Source organism: Pseudonocardia bannensis, from assembly GCF_012911875.1.
Classification (GTDB): domain Bacteria; phylum Actinomycetota; class Actinomycetes; order Mycobacteriales; family Pseudonocardiaceae; genus Pseudonocardia; species Pseudonocardia bannensis.
Genome location: NZ_JAAXKZ010000144.1, coordinates 1 through 14,733, shown reverse-complemented (window position 1 = coordinate 14,733; position 14,733 = coordinate 1). Strand labels below are relative to the sequence as shown.

The window sequence follows — 14,733 nt, the reverse complement described above, 5'->3', positions numbered from 1 at the left end:
GCCTGTGCTGCGGCGTTCGGGCGGGGCCTGCTGATGGAGACCTCCGGACCGTGCAGCGAGGTCATGAAGATCATGCCGCCGTTGACGGTGACCGACGACGAGCTGGACGAGGGCCTCGCGATCGTCAGCGACGTGGTACGGGCCTTGCCGGGCGCTTAGCTTGATCCTTAAGTGCGCCACCAGCGCGCAGAGTGAGGTTGATGTAGGTAGGCCCACTTGATGCGGTGCCGGGGCTCTTCAAGCAATGGGCGTGGGACCGCGAGTTCGTCTGGATCCGATGAGAAGAGCGGAGTGACGGGAGACTGTCACGCTCCGTTCCGTGGGAGCCCGGGGGTCTGATTCCCCCGGGCCACCCGACCCTCTGTGGCCGTCGGTGGTGCTGGCGCGCCGGCCCGGTTGATCAAGGGCTGCGGTGGGTCGTGTGCACGATCAAGCTCGGGCGGTGGGCACTCGGGGAGCTGACCCGGTTCCGCCACGAGTTCTACACGGCGTTGACCGCGCGGGCCGACGTGCTGTTCGAGTTGACCGATGCGGTGCTGTGCGCCGACGGGCCGGTGCGGATGCTGGTCGATCTGGCCCTGGTGGCCGGGCATCGGCGCGGACATGGAGCGATGTATGACGCACTGAGCCGCGGCCGCCGGGAACCGGATCGGTTCGGCAGGACTCGGGCGTCCCTGCCGCTGCCCCGAGCCGCGGACGGGCGGATCGTGCTCGCTGTGGACGTCAGCCCATGGTTGCGCTCCGATGCGCCGACCAGCGCGGATCGGCTGTTCTGCCACGTCCACGGCCGGGCCCGCAACCAGGCCCAGCTGATCCCGGGCTGGCCCAGTCCGTCGCCGCCGCCCTGGAGCCGGGCCGCACCTCGTGGACCGCCCTGTCGGACGCGGTCCGCCTCGGACCCGCCGACGACGCCACCGCGGTGACCGCCCACCAGCTCCGCGCCGTCGTCGCCCGGCTGATCGCGGCCGGGCCGTGGCGAGGCGGCGGTCCGGACGTCCTGATCGTGATGGACGCCGGTGGCGAAGTCACCCGGCTGGCGTTCGTCCTGGCCGATCCGCCCGGCGAGCTGCTCGCCCGGATCCGCTCCGATCGGGTCCTGCGGCTGCCCGAGCCGCCCCGACTGCCCGGTGTCACCGGCCGCCCACCCAAGCACGGACCGGAGTTCGCCCTGGACAGGCCCGCGACCTGGCCCGAGCCGGCGCACACCACGACCACCGACACCACCCGCTCCGGCATCGCGACCGCAGCCAGTTGGGCCCGGCTGCATCCCCGGCTCACCCACCGCGGCTGCTGGGCAGGCCACGACGGCGACCTGCCCATCATCGAGGGCACCCTCATCCGGCTCCAGGTCGAGCACCTGCCCGGGGATCGCGATCCCGAGCCGGGGTGGGCTGTGGTCCTCGACCACCGGCGCCGGCCCCGGCGACACCGACCGCTGCTGGCAGTCCTTCCTGCGCCGCTTCGATCTCGAGCACACCTTCCGGCTGCTCAAGCAGACCCTGGGCTGGACCGTTCCGAAGATCCGCACCCCGCAGGCGGCCGACCGCTGGAGCTGGCTCGTGATCGCCGCGCACACCCAACTCCGCCTCGCCCGACCGTTGGCCGAGAACCTTCTCCGGCCCTGGGAGGACCGACCCACCGGGCCGGCTGACCTCCGGCCCGGGTCCGCCGCGGCTTCTCCGAACCTCCGCCCGCGCACCGCCCTCCCGGCCGGCGTGCCCAAACCCGCCAGGCCCGGACCCGGCCGCCCACCCGGCTCCGAGAACGACAGGCCCGCACCCGCTACCACGTTGGGAAGGCAGCCAGACGCGGCCTCACCGCGACCACCCAACAACAACGCCCTGGTTAAAAATCAAGCTCACTCAGCAGCGGTATCCCGAGGCATGCCTGACGTTCTCCTGACGAAACCGCCGCGCTGCGACGCCGGGCCGCAGCCACCGGGTAGCCGGACCACGAGAGGCGATGACGTGGAGGTGGATCGCATGTTGCCCGATGCAGGCGACGGCGGACGGCTGGCGAGGATCGAGCACCGGTTGGAGGCGGATGACGTCGAGCTCGCCGAGGCATTCCGCCGATGGCGGGTGTCACCGGATCACGACGCGGACCAAGCCGGACCGGCCGGGGACACCGCATTGCCCCCGTGGGTCGTGGTGACGCTGCTGGTCGGGATGCTGGCGGCGGTCGCGGGGTGGGTCCCGGTCTTGGCGGCTGCGATCCTCGGCGGATGGTGGGTGTACCAGTCCGCGCACGACCGGCCACTGTGGCCCGACGCCGCCAGGCCCGAGGCTGCTGCGGCGCCCCACGATCCGTGGCGGCAGCACCGGCCGGGGCCGGGCGGATGGCGGCTGTGACCCTCCTGGGGGAGAGCAACGATGCGCCCGCGCCGGCGCGTTGGCGGTCCCTGTCCCGGCGCCCGGCTGTCGTTGTCGCGCTCCTGGTGCTGCTCGCCGGGTGCGGGGCGGGCCAGAAGCCCCAGGCCAGTGTGCAGTACGCCGGTTCCGGCGGTGCCACGGGCGAGGTGGGGCAGATCCTGCTGCGCGACGCCCAGATCCAGTTCCGGGGCACGGTCGAGGGCGGCGCCGTGTACCAACCCGGTCAGGACGCGTCCCTCAGGTTGACGATCATCAACGACGGGGATCGCACCGATCGGCTGGTCGGCGTGTCCAGCCCGGTCGCGACCGCCGTGACCGTGGTCGGAGACACGGTGCTGCCGCCCGGCGGAGTCCTCACCGCCGGCATGGACGGGCCGATCGCGGCGAAGGAGCTGGCGAACGAGGAGCCGATCGAGGTGGTGCTGACCGGGCTCCGCGAGGAGATCCGGGCCGGGATCAACTATCCCGTGGTCTTCGCCTTCGAGCGTGCCGGTGAGCTGCGGGAAGCACTGCCGGTGGAGAACCCGAGCCGCCGATGCGTCCGCACGTCCGAGGGCACGATCTGCACGCCGCCCTGACCCCCGCGCGGCGGGTGGGTCGCCCGCCGCTCCCCGTGACCACCGTCTTGCGGGACCGGTCGGTGTGCGGCTTGTATCGCAAGGATCTCGTCAGGTAGCGGGCTACCCGCACCGGGCATCCCGAGGTGTCGGTGTCGGTTACCGGCGGCGACCCGGGAGGAGGACGGGATGAGCAGCGTTCAGCGTCACGAGCAGCGTCACGAGCACGGAGTGGCCGGATCCCAGCCGCAGGCTGGCTCGACCCACCGAACCGAGGGGCCGACGCCCGGTGCCGTAACCCCCTCTCGAGGGCCGCGCCCCGGCGTGCGGGGGGCCGCGCTCCGGGTGCTGACCCTGCTGTGCGGCGTCTGGTTGGCACTCGCTCCGTTCGTGCTCGGCCACCCGGACACCGGGCCGGGTTTCGACGCCCGCTGGAACGACATGCTGGTCGGGGTGGCCGTCCTCGCCGTATCGGCGGTTCAGCTCGCGCTCCCGGCCCGCGCAGCGGTGCTCAGCTTGATCACTATGGTGCTGGGGACCTGGTTGATCGCCGCCCCGTTCGTGCTCGGCTACAACACGGGTGTCGCCGCCGTGGCCGCAACGGTGAACGACGTCGTGGTCGGGATCCTGATCGTGGAGCTAGCGATCGCCGCGGTACTCGCCCTGCGGCAGCGGCGAAGCTCCGTGCCGCACTGACCAGGCGAGTTGTACAGAGCCGACCCATTGCCGTGGCGTTCAACGGGGTAGGGGCCCGCTATGACGAATGCAGACGGAACGAGCAGGGTGACCGTGGATCGGCCACAGCGAGTCGTGATCGTCGGCGGCGGCTTCGCCGGTTTTCACGCCGCGCGATCTCTGTCGCGCCGTCTCCCGGCCGGGGCGGCGGAGATCGTGCTGGTCAATCCGACCGACTACTTCCTGTACCTGCCGTTGCTGCCCGAAGTGGCGGCCGGGGCTCTGGACCCGCGCCGGGTGTCGGTGTCGTTGACGGCGGCTCTGCCCGGAGTGCGCCTGGTGCTGGGCGAGGTCGACGGCGTCGACCTGGACCGGAGTCAGGTGAGCTGGGTCGATCCGGAGGGGCGTCGGGGGACCGTGGGCTACGACCGGCTCGTGCTGGCGGCGGGCAGCGTGCACAAGCTCCTGCCGATTCCCGGGGTGGCCGATCACGCGACCGGCTTCCGGGGAATCCCGGAGGCGCTGTACCTGCGCGACCACATCATCCGGCAGCTGGAACTCGCGGCCACGACGGACGATGCCGAGGAGCGCGCCGCACGCTGCACCTTCGTGGTGGTGGGGGCCGGGTACACCGGTACCGAGGTCGCGGCGCAGGGAGTGCTGTTCACCGAGGAGCTCGCCCGCCGTCAGCCCCTGCTGCGGGGCCGACCGATCCGCTGGATGTTGGTCGACCTCGCCGAGCGGGTGCTGCCCGGACTCGACGAGCGCTTGTCCGCGACGGCGGACCGGGTGCTGCGCCGGCGGGGAGTGGACGTGCGGACCGGGCAGTCCATCGACCAGGCGGGGCCGGACGGTGTACGTCTCAGCACCGGCGAGGAGGTGCCGACGCGCACGCTGGTGTGGTGCGTCGGGGTGCGCCCGGATCCGTTGGTCTCGGACCTCGGGTTGAGCACGCACCAGGGTCGGCTCGAGGTGGACGAGTCCCTGAGGGTCCCGGGTCACCCGGAGGTCTTCGCCTGCGGCGACGCGGCCGCGGTCCCCGACGTCGCCCGGCCCGGGCGGACCACCGGGATGACCGCCCAGCACGCGGTGCGGCAGGGCAAGCTCGCCGGTCGCAACGTCGCGGCGTCCCTCGGGTACGGGACCCGACGGGGCTACCGTCACCACGACTTGGGCTTCGTCGTCGAGCTCGGCGGCCCCGACGCTGCCGCCAATCCGCTGCACGTGGCGCTGTCGGGGCTCCCGGCCAAGGCGGTGAGCCGCGGCTACCACCTCGTGTCGATGCCGGGCAACCGGATCCGGGTCGCGGCTGACTGGCTGTTGAACGCCGTCCTGCCACGCCAGGCGGTGCAGCTCGGGCTGGTCCGCTCGCCCGCCGTACCACTGGACACGTCGTCACCTGAAGTACCGCGCTCCGGATGACGCGTGGACCGCTTCCCTCTGCCCAATCCGGGGTCGGTGAAGGGCCGTCCTGGTCTCGACGGCCGCGGAACCGGCTTGACCGCGATATGAGGGCCTCCGGGGAACCAGATCCGTCGTCGCCTCCGGACGCCCGTTCGAAAGGAGAGGGCCGTGATCAGCCTGCACCGGACGGGGAATCCCCACGCCGTCGACGTGTGGGAAGCGGCGCGGACCGCCGGACGCGCAGTGGCCGCACTCGAACAAGCCGCAGGATCGACGGCGGTCGTGGCTCGGATCGACCAGGCCCGCTCAGCGCTCCGAGTGCTCCCCCCCAGCCTGACGGTCGATGTGCTCGCCCGGCTCGTGAGGGAGATCGAGGTGTGCCAGCGGACCAGCGCCCGAACGACGCACGAACTGGCAGTGGCGCGACGCGCTGCTGCGGTGATGCTCCTCGTTGAGGCGTTCGAGGCGGCCACCGGGACGACCTCGAGCGGTGCCGGTTACTCGGCGCCGGATCGGCCCCGCTGAGCACGCCCGACGCGGAATACAGGCCGCCCCGCCGTGGACAACGTGGAGAAGGAGAGCGCTCCCGTGCGGGGACTCCACTCCCAGTGGGAGGTAGGGCACGTGCTCTGGCCCAAGAGCCCGGCCGCGACCAGCAGCGATGGGTGGGCTGAATCGGCACGGAGCCCTCGTTGGTTGCCCTCGGTGTTGGGCGCCCACTTGCTGCCGAGGGGTTCGCGAGCTGGAGAGTCCCGGCGCCGCTGCCAGGCCGAGGAGCAGCCCGCAGCCATCCCCTGACCGAACCCCATGGGGTCCGCCGGAGTCAGCGCGTTCAGCCGCGGCGCCGCCACCGTGTGACCCGATCGCCATCCCGATGGCCACCGCCACTGCCGCAGCCGCTGCCAGGAAGGTCCACGCGGGGTTCGGTGAGCGATTCAGGGACGTCACGGACCGCCCGCTGAGTACCAGCAGCGAGATCGAACCGGCGGTGAGCTTCAACCCGTTCAGCTTGCTGTCGTCCTGCAGCCTCCGCGCGTTGCGCTCGTTCGGTGCGCTCATACCGAGCGGCTACCCCGGCGCCCGGACGCGAACCGGGGCTCGCGATCACCCGAAGATCGGGCTTCTGTGCGGCTGCGCCCGGACGGATGCGCGCCGAGTGTGCAAGCGCGGGATGGATAGTAGCGCGCTGGTTTTTGGCCGGCTTTCTCCACAGAGTCAGCATGAATTCGGATGGAACTGCCGCCGCGGGTGCGTACTTCAGTAGGTGGGTCCGATTTCTGGCCCTGTCTTCGGTGGGACGGGGGCTGCGGGCGACGGCCGAGGGAGCGGCGTTGTGCTGGGTGTAGCCGTGCTGTCCGGAGGCTCGGTGGGGACGGCCCCGCTCGATCGAACGGCAACGGTCGGGGTGGTCGCAGGCGCCGGGGGAAACGTTGTCAGCGGGGTGGGAGCGTCCTGCGTGGTCACTCCGCAGCCCGTGACCAGCAGTGCTGTGCTCACCGTGAGGAGAGCTGACCGGTGAGGCCTTCCTCGGGTGACTCCTGCAGCTCCGGCAACTCGACGACGAAGCGGGCCCCTCCGCCGGGGCGTTCCTCCACCCACACTGCACCTCCATGACGGTCGATGTGCTGGGCGACGAGGGCGAGTCCGAGTCCGCTGCCGGTGCTGTCCCCCCGGTCTCCGGCCCGTTGCCCCCGGGCGAAGCGCTCGAACACCTGTTCCCGCAGCTCGGGCGGCACGCCGGGCCCGGCGTCGTCGATCTCCAGGCGGACGCGCCCCGATCGCCGCAGCACCGCCAGCCGCAGCACCCCGCCGCCGTGCCGCTCGCCGTTGTCCAGCAGGTTGGTCACGACACGATCCAGACGCCGTCGGTCGGCGAGTACTAGCGCCGGCTGGGCGTGGACCTCGGTCGGGGGGTGCTCGGGGCGGGACGCAGCGATGTTGCGCACGAGGTCGGCGACGTCGACGGCTTCCAGCGCGCGGTCATCGACGTCCTGATCAGTACGCGAGATCTCCAGCAGGTCGACGACCATGCGTTGGAAGCGGCCCACGTCGGCACTGAGCAGGTCCACCGCCTGCCGAGCGGCGGTCGGCATGTCGGTCCGCCGGCGGTGCAGGACCTCCACGGCGTTCACCATGGTCGTCAGCGGTGAGCGGAGTTCGTGGCTGACGTCGCTGGCGAACCGGGCGTCCCGTCGGACTCGCTGCTCGAGTGCCGACGCTGTCCGGTTGAAGGTGGCGGCGAGCGGGGCGAGATCGGGATCGGGCTGCTCGGGCAGTCGGGCCTGTAGATCGCCCCGGGCCACCCGCCCCGCGGCGTCGGTCAGCTCGACCAGAGGGCGCAGGGCCCGCCTCGCCGCCCAGTAGCCCATTCCGAGGCCGAGCAGCGCGCTGATCGCAGCACCGGTGATCAGCACTGCGCTGAGGAAGCGAAACGTGCGGTCGAGCTCGAGCAGGGGGAAGAGCTCGACGTAGGTGGCGGTGGTGGCGGTGGTGGCGACGGGGAGCGCGACCGCGAGCACCGGCACGCCGTCGGTGATGATGCGCTGCCGAGCAGGGACTCCGTCCTCGGCGAGCATGATCAGCTCGTGCGGCAGTGTGGCGGGGTCGACCTGGCGGCCGACGGTGATCCAGCCGTCGCTGCGGCTGAGCGCGATCGTGGACTCCGGGTCACCGGCGAGCCCGGTCAACAGCTCGGCGAGCCCATCAGACCCGGAACGCAGGGACTCACCGACCAGCCGCACGTTCACCGCTGCTTGCCGGGTCGCGCTCTGCTCCCGCTGCGCGAGCATGTAGCTCGAGGCGAGATTCCAGGTCGCGAACCCGAGCAGTCCCGTCACCACGAGCGAGGCCAGCCCGAAGGCGACCGCGACCCTCCAGCGCAGGGACAGCGCAACCGTGACGACCTCGATCACCCGCTCCCGGTGAGGGCATCACGGCTACGTCCGGTCTTGTAGCCCACGCCGCGGACGGTGAGTACCAGGGCCGGCTCGTCCGGATTCCCCTCGATCTTGCGGCGCAACCGGCGAATGTGCACGTCCAGCAGCCGGGTGTCTCCGAAGTAGTCATAGCCCCACACCCGGTGGAGCAGGTCCTCCCGGCTGACCACCCGCCCGCCCGCCGACGCGAGCTCGACCAGCAGCCGGAACTCGGTCCGGGTCAGGTGGACCTCGGCGCCGGCCCGGCGCACCACACCCTCCTGGGGAAGGATCTCGACCTCTCCGACGTGCAGTCTCGTGCTACCCGACTCGTCGACTGCGGGCCGACGCCGCCGCAGCAGGGCCCGGATGCGGGCGGCCAACTCGCGGGCGACCAGAGGCTTCGTCACGTAGTCGTCGGCGCCGGCTTCGAGCCCGTCGATCACGTCCGCGCTGTCCGAGCGCGCGGTGATGATGATGATCGGCAGGTCCCCTCGTGAGCGCAGGGTTCGACACACCGCGAGGCCGTCGACGCCGGGCAGCATCAGATCGAGCAGGACGACATCGACGGCTGCCCCCTCGAGCAGGCGCAGCGCCGCTTCGCCGGAGCCGGCCTCGATGATCCGGAAGTCCTCGTCGCTCAGCGCCAGGCCGAGTGCCTGGCGGATACGCACGTCGTCCTCGACCAGCAGGACTGTGGTCTGCATCCTCACTCCGTCTCGATCACGAGCCGTCGTCCGCTCGCTCCCGCCCGGCCGCAGGCGAGCGGCCCCCGGTCTGGGCTGAAATTATGCGCTCTCGGCACATCGGTCTCGCGGTGGCGAAGCGCGCAAGCTGCAGCCATCGATGCTCCGACCGACGATGCCCGATGGCCGAGCACGGTTCAGCATCTCGACGATCGCACCCCCGGGCTACCACTACGGCTCTCCGACCATCCGCCCGCCGGCACTGGCTTCCCGCTGCACATCTCCAGGAACCAAGGGCGCCCGATTCGCAAGATTCTCGACAGATAACGCCCCCAGGAAGCGGGAACTCCCTCAGCGCGGCCGGCGTGCCGAGCGGCCCCAGCGCGTCGGAGAGGTGGAACAAGTTGACGAGCAAGCGCCGCGGGAACACGTGGACGGATCCGGTAAGGGCGGGCCGGCCCCGGGGAACCACGGGGACCGCCGTCGCGGCCGGTGGGCGGCGGGAGGATTCGTCTGATGGCGACTGGGCCGGCTATGTCAGCGCGTTGACCTTTCTGGCCGGTATCTGGCTGGTCCTGGCGCCGTTCGCGCTGAACTACATGACTGGTTCGGGATTCGACGCCTCCCGCAATGACCTGGTCATCGGGGCGACCATCGCGCTCGTAGCTATCGTGCGGACCGTGGTCCCGGTACGGAGCACGGCCCTCGGAACGGTCAATGTCGCCCTCGGAGCGTGGCTGATCATTGCGCCATCCCTGCTCGCCTACACCGCGGGCGCAGACGCCCTCACCCCGACCTGGAACGACGTCCTCGTCGGCGTCATCGTGCTGATCCTCGCCGCGGCCGGTGCGCTGCTCGGGCCCCGCCGGCTCTCAACGAGGTCAGACGCAGTGGGCGCCGGTTCGTAGTAGTACGGCGGCCGTACCGCGTCGCCGGCCGAGACCGGGCCGCCGCACGTGTCCGACACGCCAGACGCGAGGAAGAGCACTGTCGCGAACGCGCCTGCGGCGCGGGGTGATGATCAACCTGCCTGGTACCCCGAGGATCATCGCGGAGCGCCGCCGGCCGGGCATGGGCACTGCCCGGCCGGCGGCCTGAGCGTCAACCGCCGAGGGGCCAGCGGCCGACGAAGTCCCATGGGCGCCGTCCCGGCCGTCGCCGGAGCTCGACGAGTCGAGCAGTTCGCGGTACACCTGCTTCCCGGTCGGAGGGACTGACGTCGGCCGGAGAGGTCTCGAGCATGCCAGCGGCGCTCGACACGAGGGCTTCCCTGCGCTACGGGGGCTTGCCGCCATGGACGTCGATGGCGTACCCGCAGGGACGATGTCGGCCCGCTACGGCAACAAGTTGTCAGGTAACCGTCAGGTCGTGTTGACGATGACGGACGTGCCCTTACGTCGACGATCTCGAGCTACGCGTCGTTCCGTTGCAAACCAGACGCGGGGAGTTGCGATGTCCGATGCCGGGAACACCCGGGCGGACGTGGTGGCGGTGGTGGCGGTGGTGGCGGTGGTGCGGTCGTCTACGGCAGGGCGCGGTACCAAGCGCTGAGATCGTGGCCCGAAGCCGGCCGGGGAAGAGCGAGGGAACCGGGGCAGCCGGGTCCGCGTGCGGCTCTGAGTACCTGGCCCGCAACCGTGCGAGAGCCCGATCGGCGCCACGTTCTCCGCCGACACGCAGGAGAGGATCGGCAAGACGAGGCCAGGCCGACCGGCAGCCCGAGGCGAGCAGATCGACCGGGGTGAAGGGCCGTGTCGCCCGGGTGGGGTGGAGGGCCTGCTGTGTCACCTTCGAGGGCCGTCGGCTGAAGCACGTCCGGGCTCGCGATCGACCGCGAGGCTTTCTCCGATCGTCAGGAAATCGTCAGGATTTGTTCGTGCCAGTTCCCGTTCCCGGTGCTGTTCTCAGCGGGTATCCGTCCTCGGGCCCAATCGGAGGCGACACCGTCACGAGGAGGCGGCCATTGCAGGAAAAGGATCGGATCGTGCACCCGTGGGGAGTCAGGACCCCCTATGGCCCGGGTGAGGACTGGCCGACACGCGTGGACCAGTGCTTGGCCGACCGGGTCAACCGCGGTCGGCTCGGCCCCAAGGATCTGTTCGGCTGGCAGGCCAACGCCTCGCCGGACCGGCTGACCCGCCCGCTGGTGCGGCAGGGCGGCGAACTGGTGGAGACGGACTGGGACACCGCGATGGGTCGAATCGTGGCGCGCAGCAGGGAGCTGCTCGACGAGCGGGGGCCGAGCTCGATCGGCTTCTACACCACGGGCCAGCTCTTCGCAGAGGAGTGCTACACACTGGCCGCGATCGGGCACGGTGCCATCGGCACGAACCACATGGACGGCAACACGCGGCTGTGCACCGCCATGGCGGCCGCCGCGCTCAAGGAGACCTTCGCCAGCGACGGGCAACCGGGGTCCTACACCGACGTCGACCACGCCGGCGTGATCGCGCTGTTCGGGCACAACGTGGCGGAGACCCAGACTGTGCTGTGGACGCGCATGCTGGACCGGCTCGCCGGGCCGAACCCGCCGCGGATCGTCTGCGTCGGCCCGCGGAACACCCCGGTGGCGCGCGTGGCACGCGAGCAAGGCGTGCATATCGCCCCGCCGCCCGGCACCAGCCTCGCGCTGATGAACGGGCTGCTGCACGAGGTCATCGCGAACGACCGCGTGGACCACGAGTACGTCGCCGCGCACACGGTCGGCTACGACGAGCTGGCGAAGCGGGTGGCCGAGTACCCGCCGGAGCGGGTGGGGCGGCTCTGCGGGCTGAAGCCCGCCGAGATCCGGGAGGCCGACTGGGTGCTCGGTGAGGCGGAGCGGCTGTTGTCGACGCTGCTGCAGGGCTTCTACCAGAGCCACCAGGCCACGGTCGCCGCCGTCCAGGTCAACAATCTTCAACTGCTGCGCGGGATGCTGGGTCGTCCCGGCTGCGGGATCCTGCAGATGAACGGGCAGCCCCACGGCCCAGAACACCCGCGAGTGCGGAGCCGACGGCGGCCTGACCGGCTTCCGCAACTGGTCGAACGACGCTCACGTCGCCGACCTCGCCCGGCACTGGAACCTGGACCCGCTCCAGATCCCGCATATGACCCCGCCGACGACACGCGATGCAGATCTTCCGGTATTGCGAGGCGGGCCCGATCCGGCTTCTGTGGGTCACAGCGACCAACCCGGCGGTGTCGCTGCCCGAGCTCGCCCGGATCCGCTCGATCCTGGTGCAGGGCCGGCTGTTCCTGATCGTGCAGGACATCTTCCTGACCGAGACCGCACAGCTCGCCGACGTGGTGCTGCCTGCCGCGACGTGGGGGAGAAGACCGGGGTCTTCACGAATGCCGACCGGACCGTACACCTGTCGGAGAAGGCGGTGGAGCCTCCGGGGGAGGCGCGGGCCGACCTGGACATCCTGCTCGACTATGCGCGTCGGATGGAGTTCCGCGACCTGGGCTGGCAGCCGTTCCCGCAGTGGCACGACCCCGAGTCGGCCTTCGGGGCGTGGAAGGCCGCCAGCGAGGGCCGGCCGTGCGACTACAGCGGCCTGAGCTACGAGAAGCTGTGGGGCGGTTCCGGGGTCCAGTGGCCGTGCAACACCGAGCATCCGGACGGGACCGGGCGGCTCTACGCCGACGGGCGGTCTTTCGCCGTGATATCCGCCTGCGTTTCCGCCGCCGCCACGACCGCGCCGATCTTGATGGTCGGGCCCTGGGATGGGCCCAGCGCTCGGCTGGTGCTTGTCCCGTGCCGCGGGACGTCGCCGTTGCGCTACTCGAACACTCCACACCACCGAGCGGCGTCGAGCTCGACGACGACCCAACGGCGGTCCACCAGCTACTCAGCTTTATCGACCCGCACCGCCGCGTGCCGGTGCACGAAGCCTTCACACCAGCAGAGCGACACCACGCGTGGAAGACGCGGGCCGGCGTTGCCCCCCGGAGTCCATGAGCGCACGGATCGGATTGATCGGAGGACACCCATGTCACTTTCGCCACGCGAGCAGAAGGCGTTAGCCGCGATCGAGGACGGGTTGAGCACCACCGACCCTGCTCTCGTCGCGGCTCTCACGCGGGCAGACTCGCCGTCGCCGATACTGCGGCGCGCCGCATCGGTCTGCTGGTTCTCGCGCTGTTCGCGCTGATCATCCTGAATCCGCTGGTCCTCCAGCTGGGTGCGGCCGGGTCGGCACTCCTCACCGGGATGCTGGTCACCCCGTGGATCGTCAGCGCTGCGCGGGCGGCCGATCGGCGGCACCGCCACAGCCCCGGAACGCCCGCGTCCCCGGATCAGGACGTCTCGACATGAGAAGGACATGCTCATAGGCGTGGTGTCGTTGCGCTGCTGGTGGTGTGGCTGGTGACGCTGGTGATTCTGGGCGCGTGATCTTGGCCCCGGTGCCGGACGCCTCCGTCCGGCTCCCTCGGCTCCCGCATCCGCACCCATGTGATCACCGCTCCGGTGTCGGGGCCGCCCGGTAACCGTGCTATCCCCCACCCGGTCTCACGGCGGTCCCCGCGTCCCTGAGCTCCTGAGCCGATGGAGGGGATTGTTGACGGTCCCGAGCGTCCGGCGGTGCTTCCCGAGCAGGCTGACGAACGGGCCGAGCAGCGCAGCTACAGGGATCTGGAGGTTCTCGTCCGGGCCCGCCGGCACGGCGGGACGTATTCATGACTGTTCCGGGAGAGCCAGCCCTGAGGCGTCCCGCGGCGGCTCATACAAGGAGGGCGGTTCAGCTCAGGTCGAAGTCCTCGGGGAAGACCAAGTTCAGGAAGCGGCGAAACCGAGCCAGCTCCTCGTCGTCGGGGGGCCCGGTCTCACCGGTGTCCGCGGCGGCGCCCGAGGGGCCCTCGTCCGGACGCCCTCGGCCACGCCGAGCACCGTGTCCTCGGCCCAGATCCCGACCCCGGCGTGCAAGGGGAGGGCCACCGCGTCGCTGGGCCGGGCCGAGACCACCGTCCCCCCGGTCAACCCCAGCTCGACCTGGGAAGACCCGCCGCGCAACTCGGTGATCCGCACCTGCGCCACCCGATGATCCAGCGCCCAGCACCGCGAGGATCAGATGGTGGGTCACCCGCCAGCTGGCTGCGCACCTATGCCGCCGACCTGCACATCAGCTACCTCATCTGGCAAGGCCGCTGCTGGTCACCCGGCACCTGCGACGAGGGCGGCTGGGGGCGGCGTATACCGGCGGCGGGATCTACGACGTCAGCGACCCGACCGGCGGACACTACGACCACATCCACTTCAGCATCGCCGACTAGACAGCTTTAACGGCTGATGTTACGGCGGCGCGAAGTCCAGGCCGGTTTTCCGCATACCCGGGGGCAGCAGCCGGACGGCGAGCTCGTCGTCGATCAGCCGCTGCGCCGCCGGCGTGTACCGCTCGACAGCCGCGATCACCATCGGCCCGAACGCGGTCTGCGTGCTCGCCGACCGCCCGCTCACCGGCCGGCCCTCGTCGCCGGGCCGGCCGCGGACGGCGCCGGCGGCGTCGGCGAAGACCTTCTCCAGCCACGCGAACACCGCGTGCGCGTTGCGGATGCGGGCACTGCGCTCGGGTGGGCCCTCGACCAGGTGCATGCCGTCACGCAGAATGCCGCCGAGCGAGGTCAGCGACGCCACCTGCCGCTGCACGACCCGTCCCCAGGCGCCGTCGTCTACGCGGTAATAGACCGTGCGCCCACCCGGCCGGGTGGCCTGGGCAAGGAACCCAATCGAGCTCAACAAGCGCAGGTTGGTGCTCAGCGAGGCCCGGCTCGCGCCGATCGCCTCAGCGATCTGGCCGGCCGACTGCTCGGCCGGTTCGCACACCATCAGCCAACCCAGGATCCGCCCGGCGATCAGCGGCAACCCGTCCTGGTCGGCGTAGTACTTCGCCATCCGCTCGACCCACTCCAGCACCTCGTCCGCGGCCGGTGGACCGGAGCTGGCAACCATCCTCACCCCTGCCCGTTGCTAGCAATTTCAGTGACAAGTGAAACAACTGAAGGCTTTGATGTCGATGTCGAGTCGCGGGAGATGTTTGACAGTGTGGTTGCAGGACATGTTGGACACCCGGCCGTGATCGGCCTGCTTGGGTGCTCGTCAACGACGGGTGCGCAGGAGGCCGGGATTGGCCCTGGTGGATAT

General features: G+C 70.8%; 12 protein-coding genes and 2 pseudogenes. 10 read left to right on the top strand and 4 right to left on the bottom strand.

Going from position 1 to position 14,733, the window contains the following annotated elements:
- From HF519_RS31835 to HF519_RS26025, 7 genes and pseudogenes are all read left to right on the top strand, one after another.
- A pseudogene (locus tag HF519_RS31835) lies at window positions 1-159 on the top strand (diaminobutyrate--2-oxoglutarate transaminase); the annotation flags it as partial.
- Window positions 160-419: 260 nt separating this feature from the next.
- Window positions 420-923, top strand: a complete 504-nt coding sequence (locus tag HF519_RS31830) for a transposase (RefSeq protein WP_312860359.1) — start codon at window positions 420-422, stop codon at window positions 921-923.
- Window positions 920-1,651: a transposase gene (locus tag HF519_RS31825; RefSeq protein WP_369009262.1), complete on the top strand. Its 732-nt coding sequence runs from the start codon at window positions 920-922 to the stop codon at window positions 1,649-1,651. Before HF519_RS31830 ends, HF519_RS31825 begins: the two co-directional genes overlap by 4 nt.
- Before the next feature lie 331 nt (window positions 1,652-1,982).
- Complete coding sequence (locus HF519_RS26040; RefSeq protein WP_169415633.1) at window positions 1,983-2,351, top strand: DUF3040 domain-containing protein; 369 nt, start codon at window positions 1,983-1,985, stop codon at window positions 2,349-2,351.
- Window positions 2,348-2,950, top strand: a complete 603-nt coding sequence (locus tag HF519_RS26035; protein WP_169415632.1) for a copper chaperone PCu(A)C domain-containing protein — start codon at window positions 2,348-2,350, stop codon at window positions 2,948-2,950. Before HF519_RS26040 ends, HF519_RS26035 begins: the two co-directional genes overlap by 4 nt.
- Before the next feature lie 168 nt (window positions 2,951-3,118).
- Window positions 3,119-3,625: an SPW repeat protein gene (locus HF519_RS26030; RefSeq protein ID WP_169415631.1), complete on the top strand. Its 507-nt coding sequence runs from the start codon at window positions 3,119-3,121 to the stop codon at window positions 3,623-3,625.
- A 60-nt stretch (window positions 3,626-3,685) separates the two neighbouring features.
- Window positions 3,686-5,026 carry an NAD(P)/FAD-dependent oxidoreductase gene (locus HF519_RS26025; protein WP_169415630.1) on the top strand — a complete coding sequence of 447 codons (1,341 nt, stop codon included), beginning with the start codon at window positions 3,686-3,688 and terminating at the stop codon, window positions 5,024-5,026.
- Window positions 5,027-6,501: 1,475 nt separating this feature from the next.
- On the opposite strand, the gene HF519_RS26020 is transcribed toward HF519_RS26025, so the two are convergent.
- Window positions 6,502-7,920 (bottom strand): sensor histidine kinase, encoded by a 1,419-nt coding sequence (locus HF519_RS26020; RefSeq protein WP_312860358.1) that lies wholly within the window; start codon window positions 7,918-7,920, stop codon window positions 6,502-6,504.
- Complete coding sequence (locus tag HF519_RS26015) at window positions 7,917-8,630, bottom strand: response regulator (RefSeq protein ID WP_211170599.1); 714 nt, start codon at window positions 8,628-8,630, stop codon at window positions 7,917-7,919. Before HF519_RS26015 ends, HF519_RS26020 begins: the two co-directional genes overlap by 4 nt.
- A gap of 383 nt (window positions 8,631-9,013) precedes the next feature.
- On the opposite strand from HF519_RS26015, the gene HF519_RS26010 reads away from it, so the two are divergent.
- The 3 genes and pseudogenes from HF519_RS26010 (at window position 9,014) to HF519_RS33065 (ending at window position 12,745) form a co-directional block, all read left to right on the top strand.
- Window positions 9,014-9,517, top strand: a complete 504-nt coding sequence (locus HF519_RS26010) for an SPW repeat domain-containing protein (RefSeq protein WP_211170598.1) — start codon at window positions 9,014-9,016, stop codon at window positions 9,515-9,517.
- Window positions 9,518-10,572: 1,055 nt separating this feature from the next.
- Window positions 10,573-12,268: pseudogene (locus HF519_RS26005) on the top strand (molybdopterin-dependent oxidoreductase); the annotation flags it as partial.
- 33 nt (window positions 12,269-12,301) lie between these two features.
- Complete coding sequence (locus HF519_RS33065) at window positions 12,302-12,745, top strand: DUF3040 domain-containing protein (protein ID WP_169415635.1); 444 nt, start codon at window positions 12,302-12,304, stop codon at window positions 12,743-12,745.
- 623 nt (window positions 12,746-13,368) lie between these two features.
- Here the strand turns inward: HF519_RS33065 and HF519_RS25995 are convergent.
- Window positions 13,369-13,641, bottom strand: a complete 273-nt coding sequence (locus tag HF519_RS25995; protein ID WP_169415634.1) for a bifunctional nuclease domain-containing protein — start codon at window positions 13,639-13,641, stop codon at window positions 13,369-13,371.
- 243 nt (window positions 13,642-13,884) lie between these two features.
- Window positions 13,885-14,541, bottom strand: coding sequence for a GbsR/MarR family transcriptional regulator (locus tag HF519_RS25990; RefSeq protein ID WP_211170596.1), 657 nt, complete (start codon window positions 14,539-14,541; stop codon window positions 13,885-13,887).
- Between the last annotated feature and the right edge of the window lie 192 nt (window positions 14,542-14,733).

Bases quoted from the DNA above. Each gene is read 5' to 3' on its own strand.
- HF519_RS26040 (WP_169415633.1), top strand. From the start codon at position 1,983: ATGTTGCCCGATGCAGGCGACGGCGGACGGCTGGCGAGGATCGAGCAC.
- HF519_RS26030 (WP_169415631.1), top strand. From the start codon at position 3,119: ATGAGCAGCGTTCAGCGTCACGAGCAGCGTCACGAGCACGGAGTGGCC.
- HF519_RS26025 (WP_169415630.1), top strand. From the start codon at position 3,686: ATGACGAATGCAGACGGAACGAGCAGGGTGACCGTGGATCGGCCACAG.
- HF519_RS26015 (WP_211170599.1), bottom strand. From the start codon at position 8,630: ATGCAGACCACAGTCCTGCTGGTCGAGGACGACGTGCGTATCCGCCAG.
- HF519_RS33065 (WP_169415635.1), top strand. From the start codon at position 12,302: ATGGTCGGGCCCTGGGATGGGCCCAGCGCTCGGCTGGTGCTTGTCCCG.
- HF519_RS25990 (WP_211170596.1), bottom strand. From the start codon at position 14,541: ATGGTTGCCAGCTCCGGTCCACCGGCCGCGGACGAGGTGCTGGAGTGG.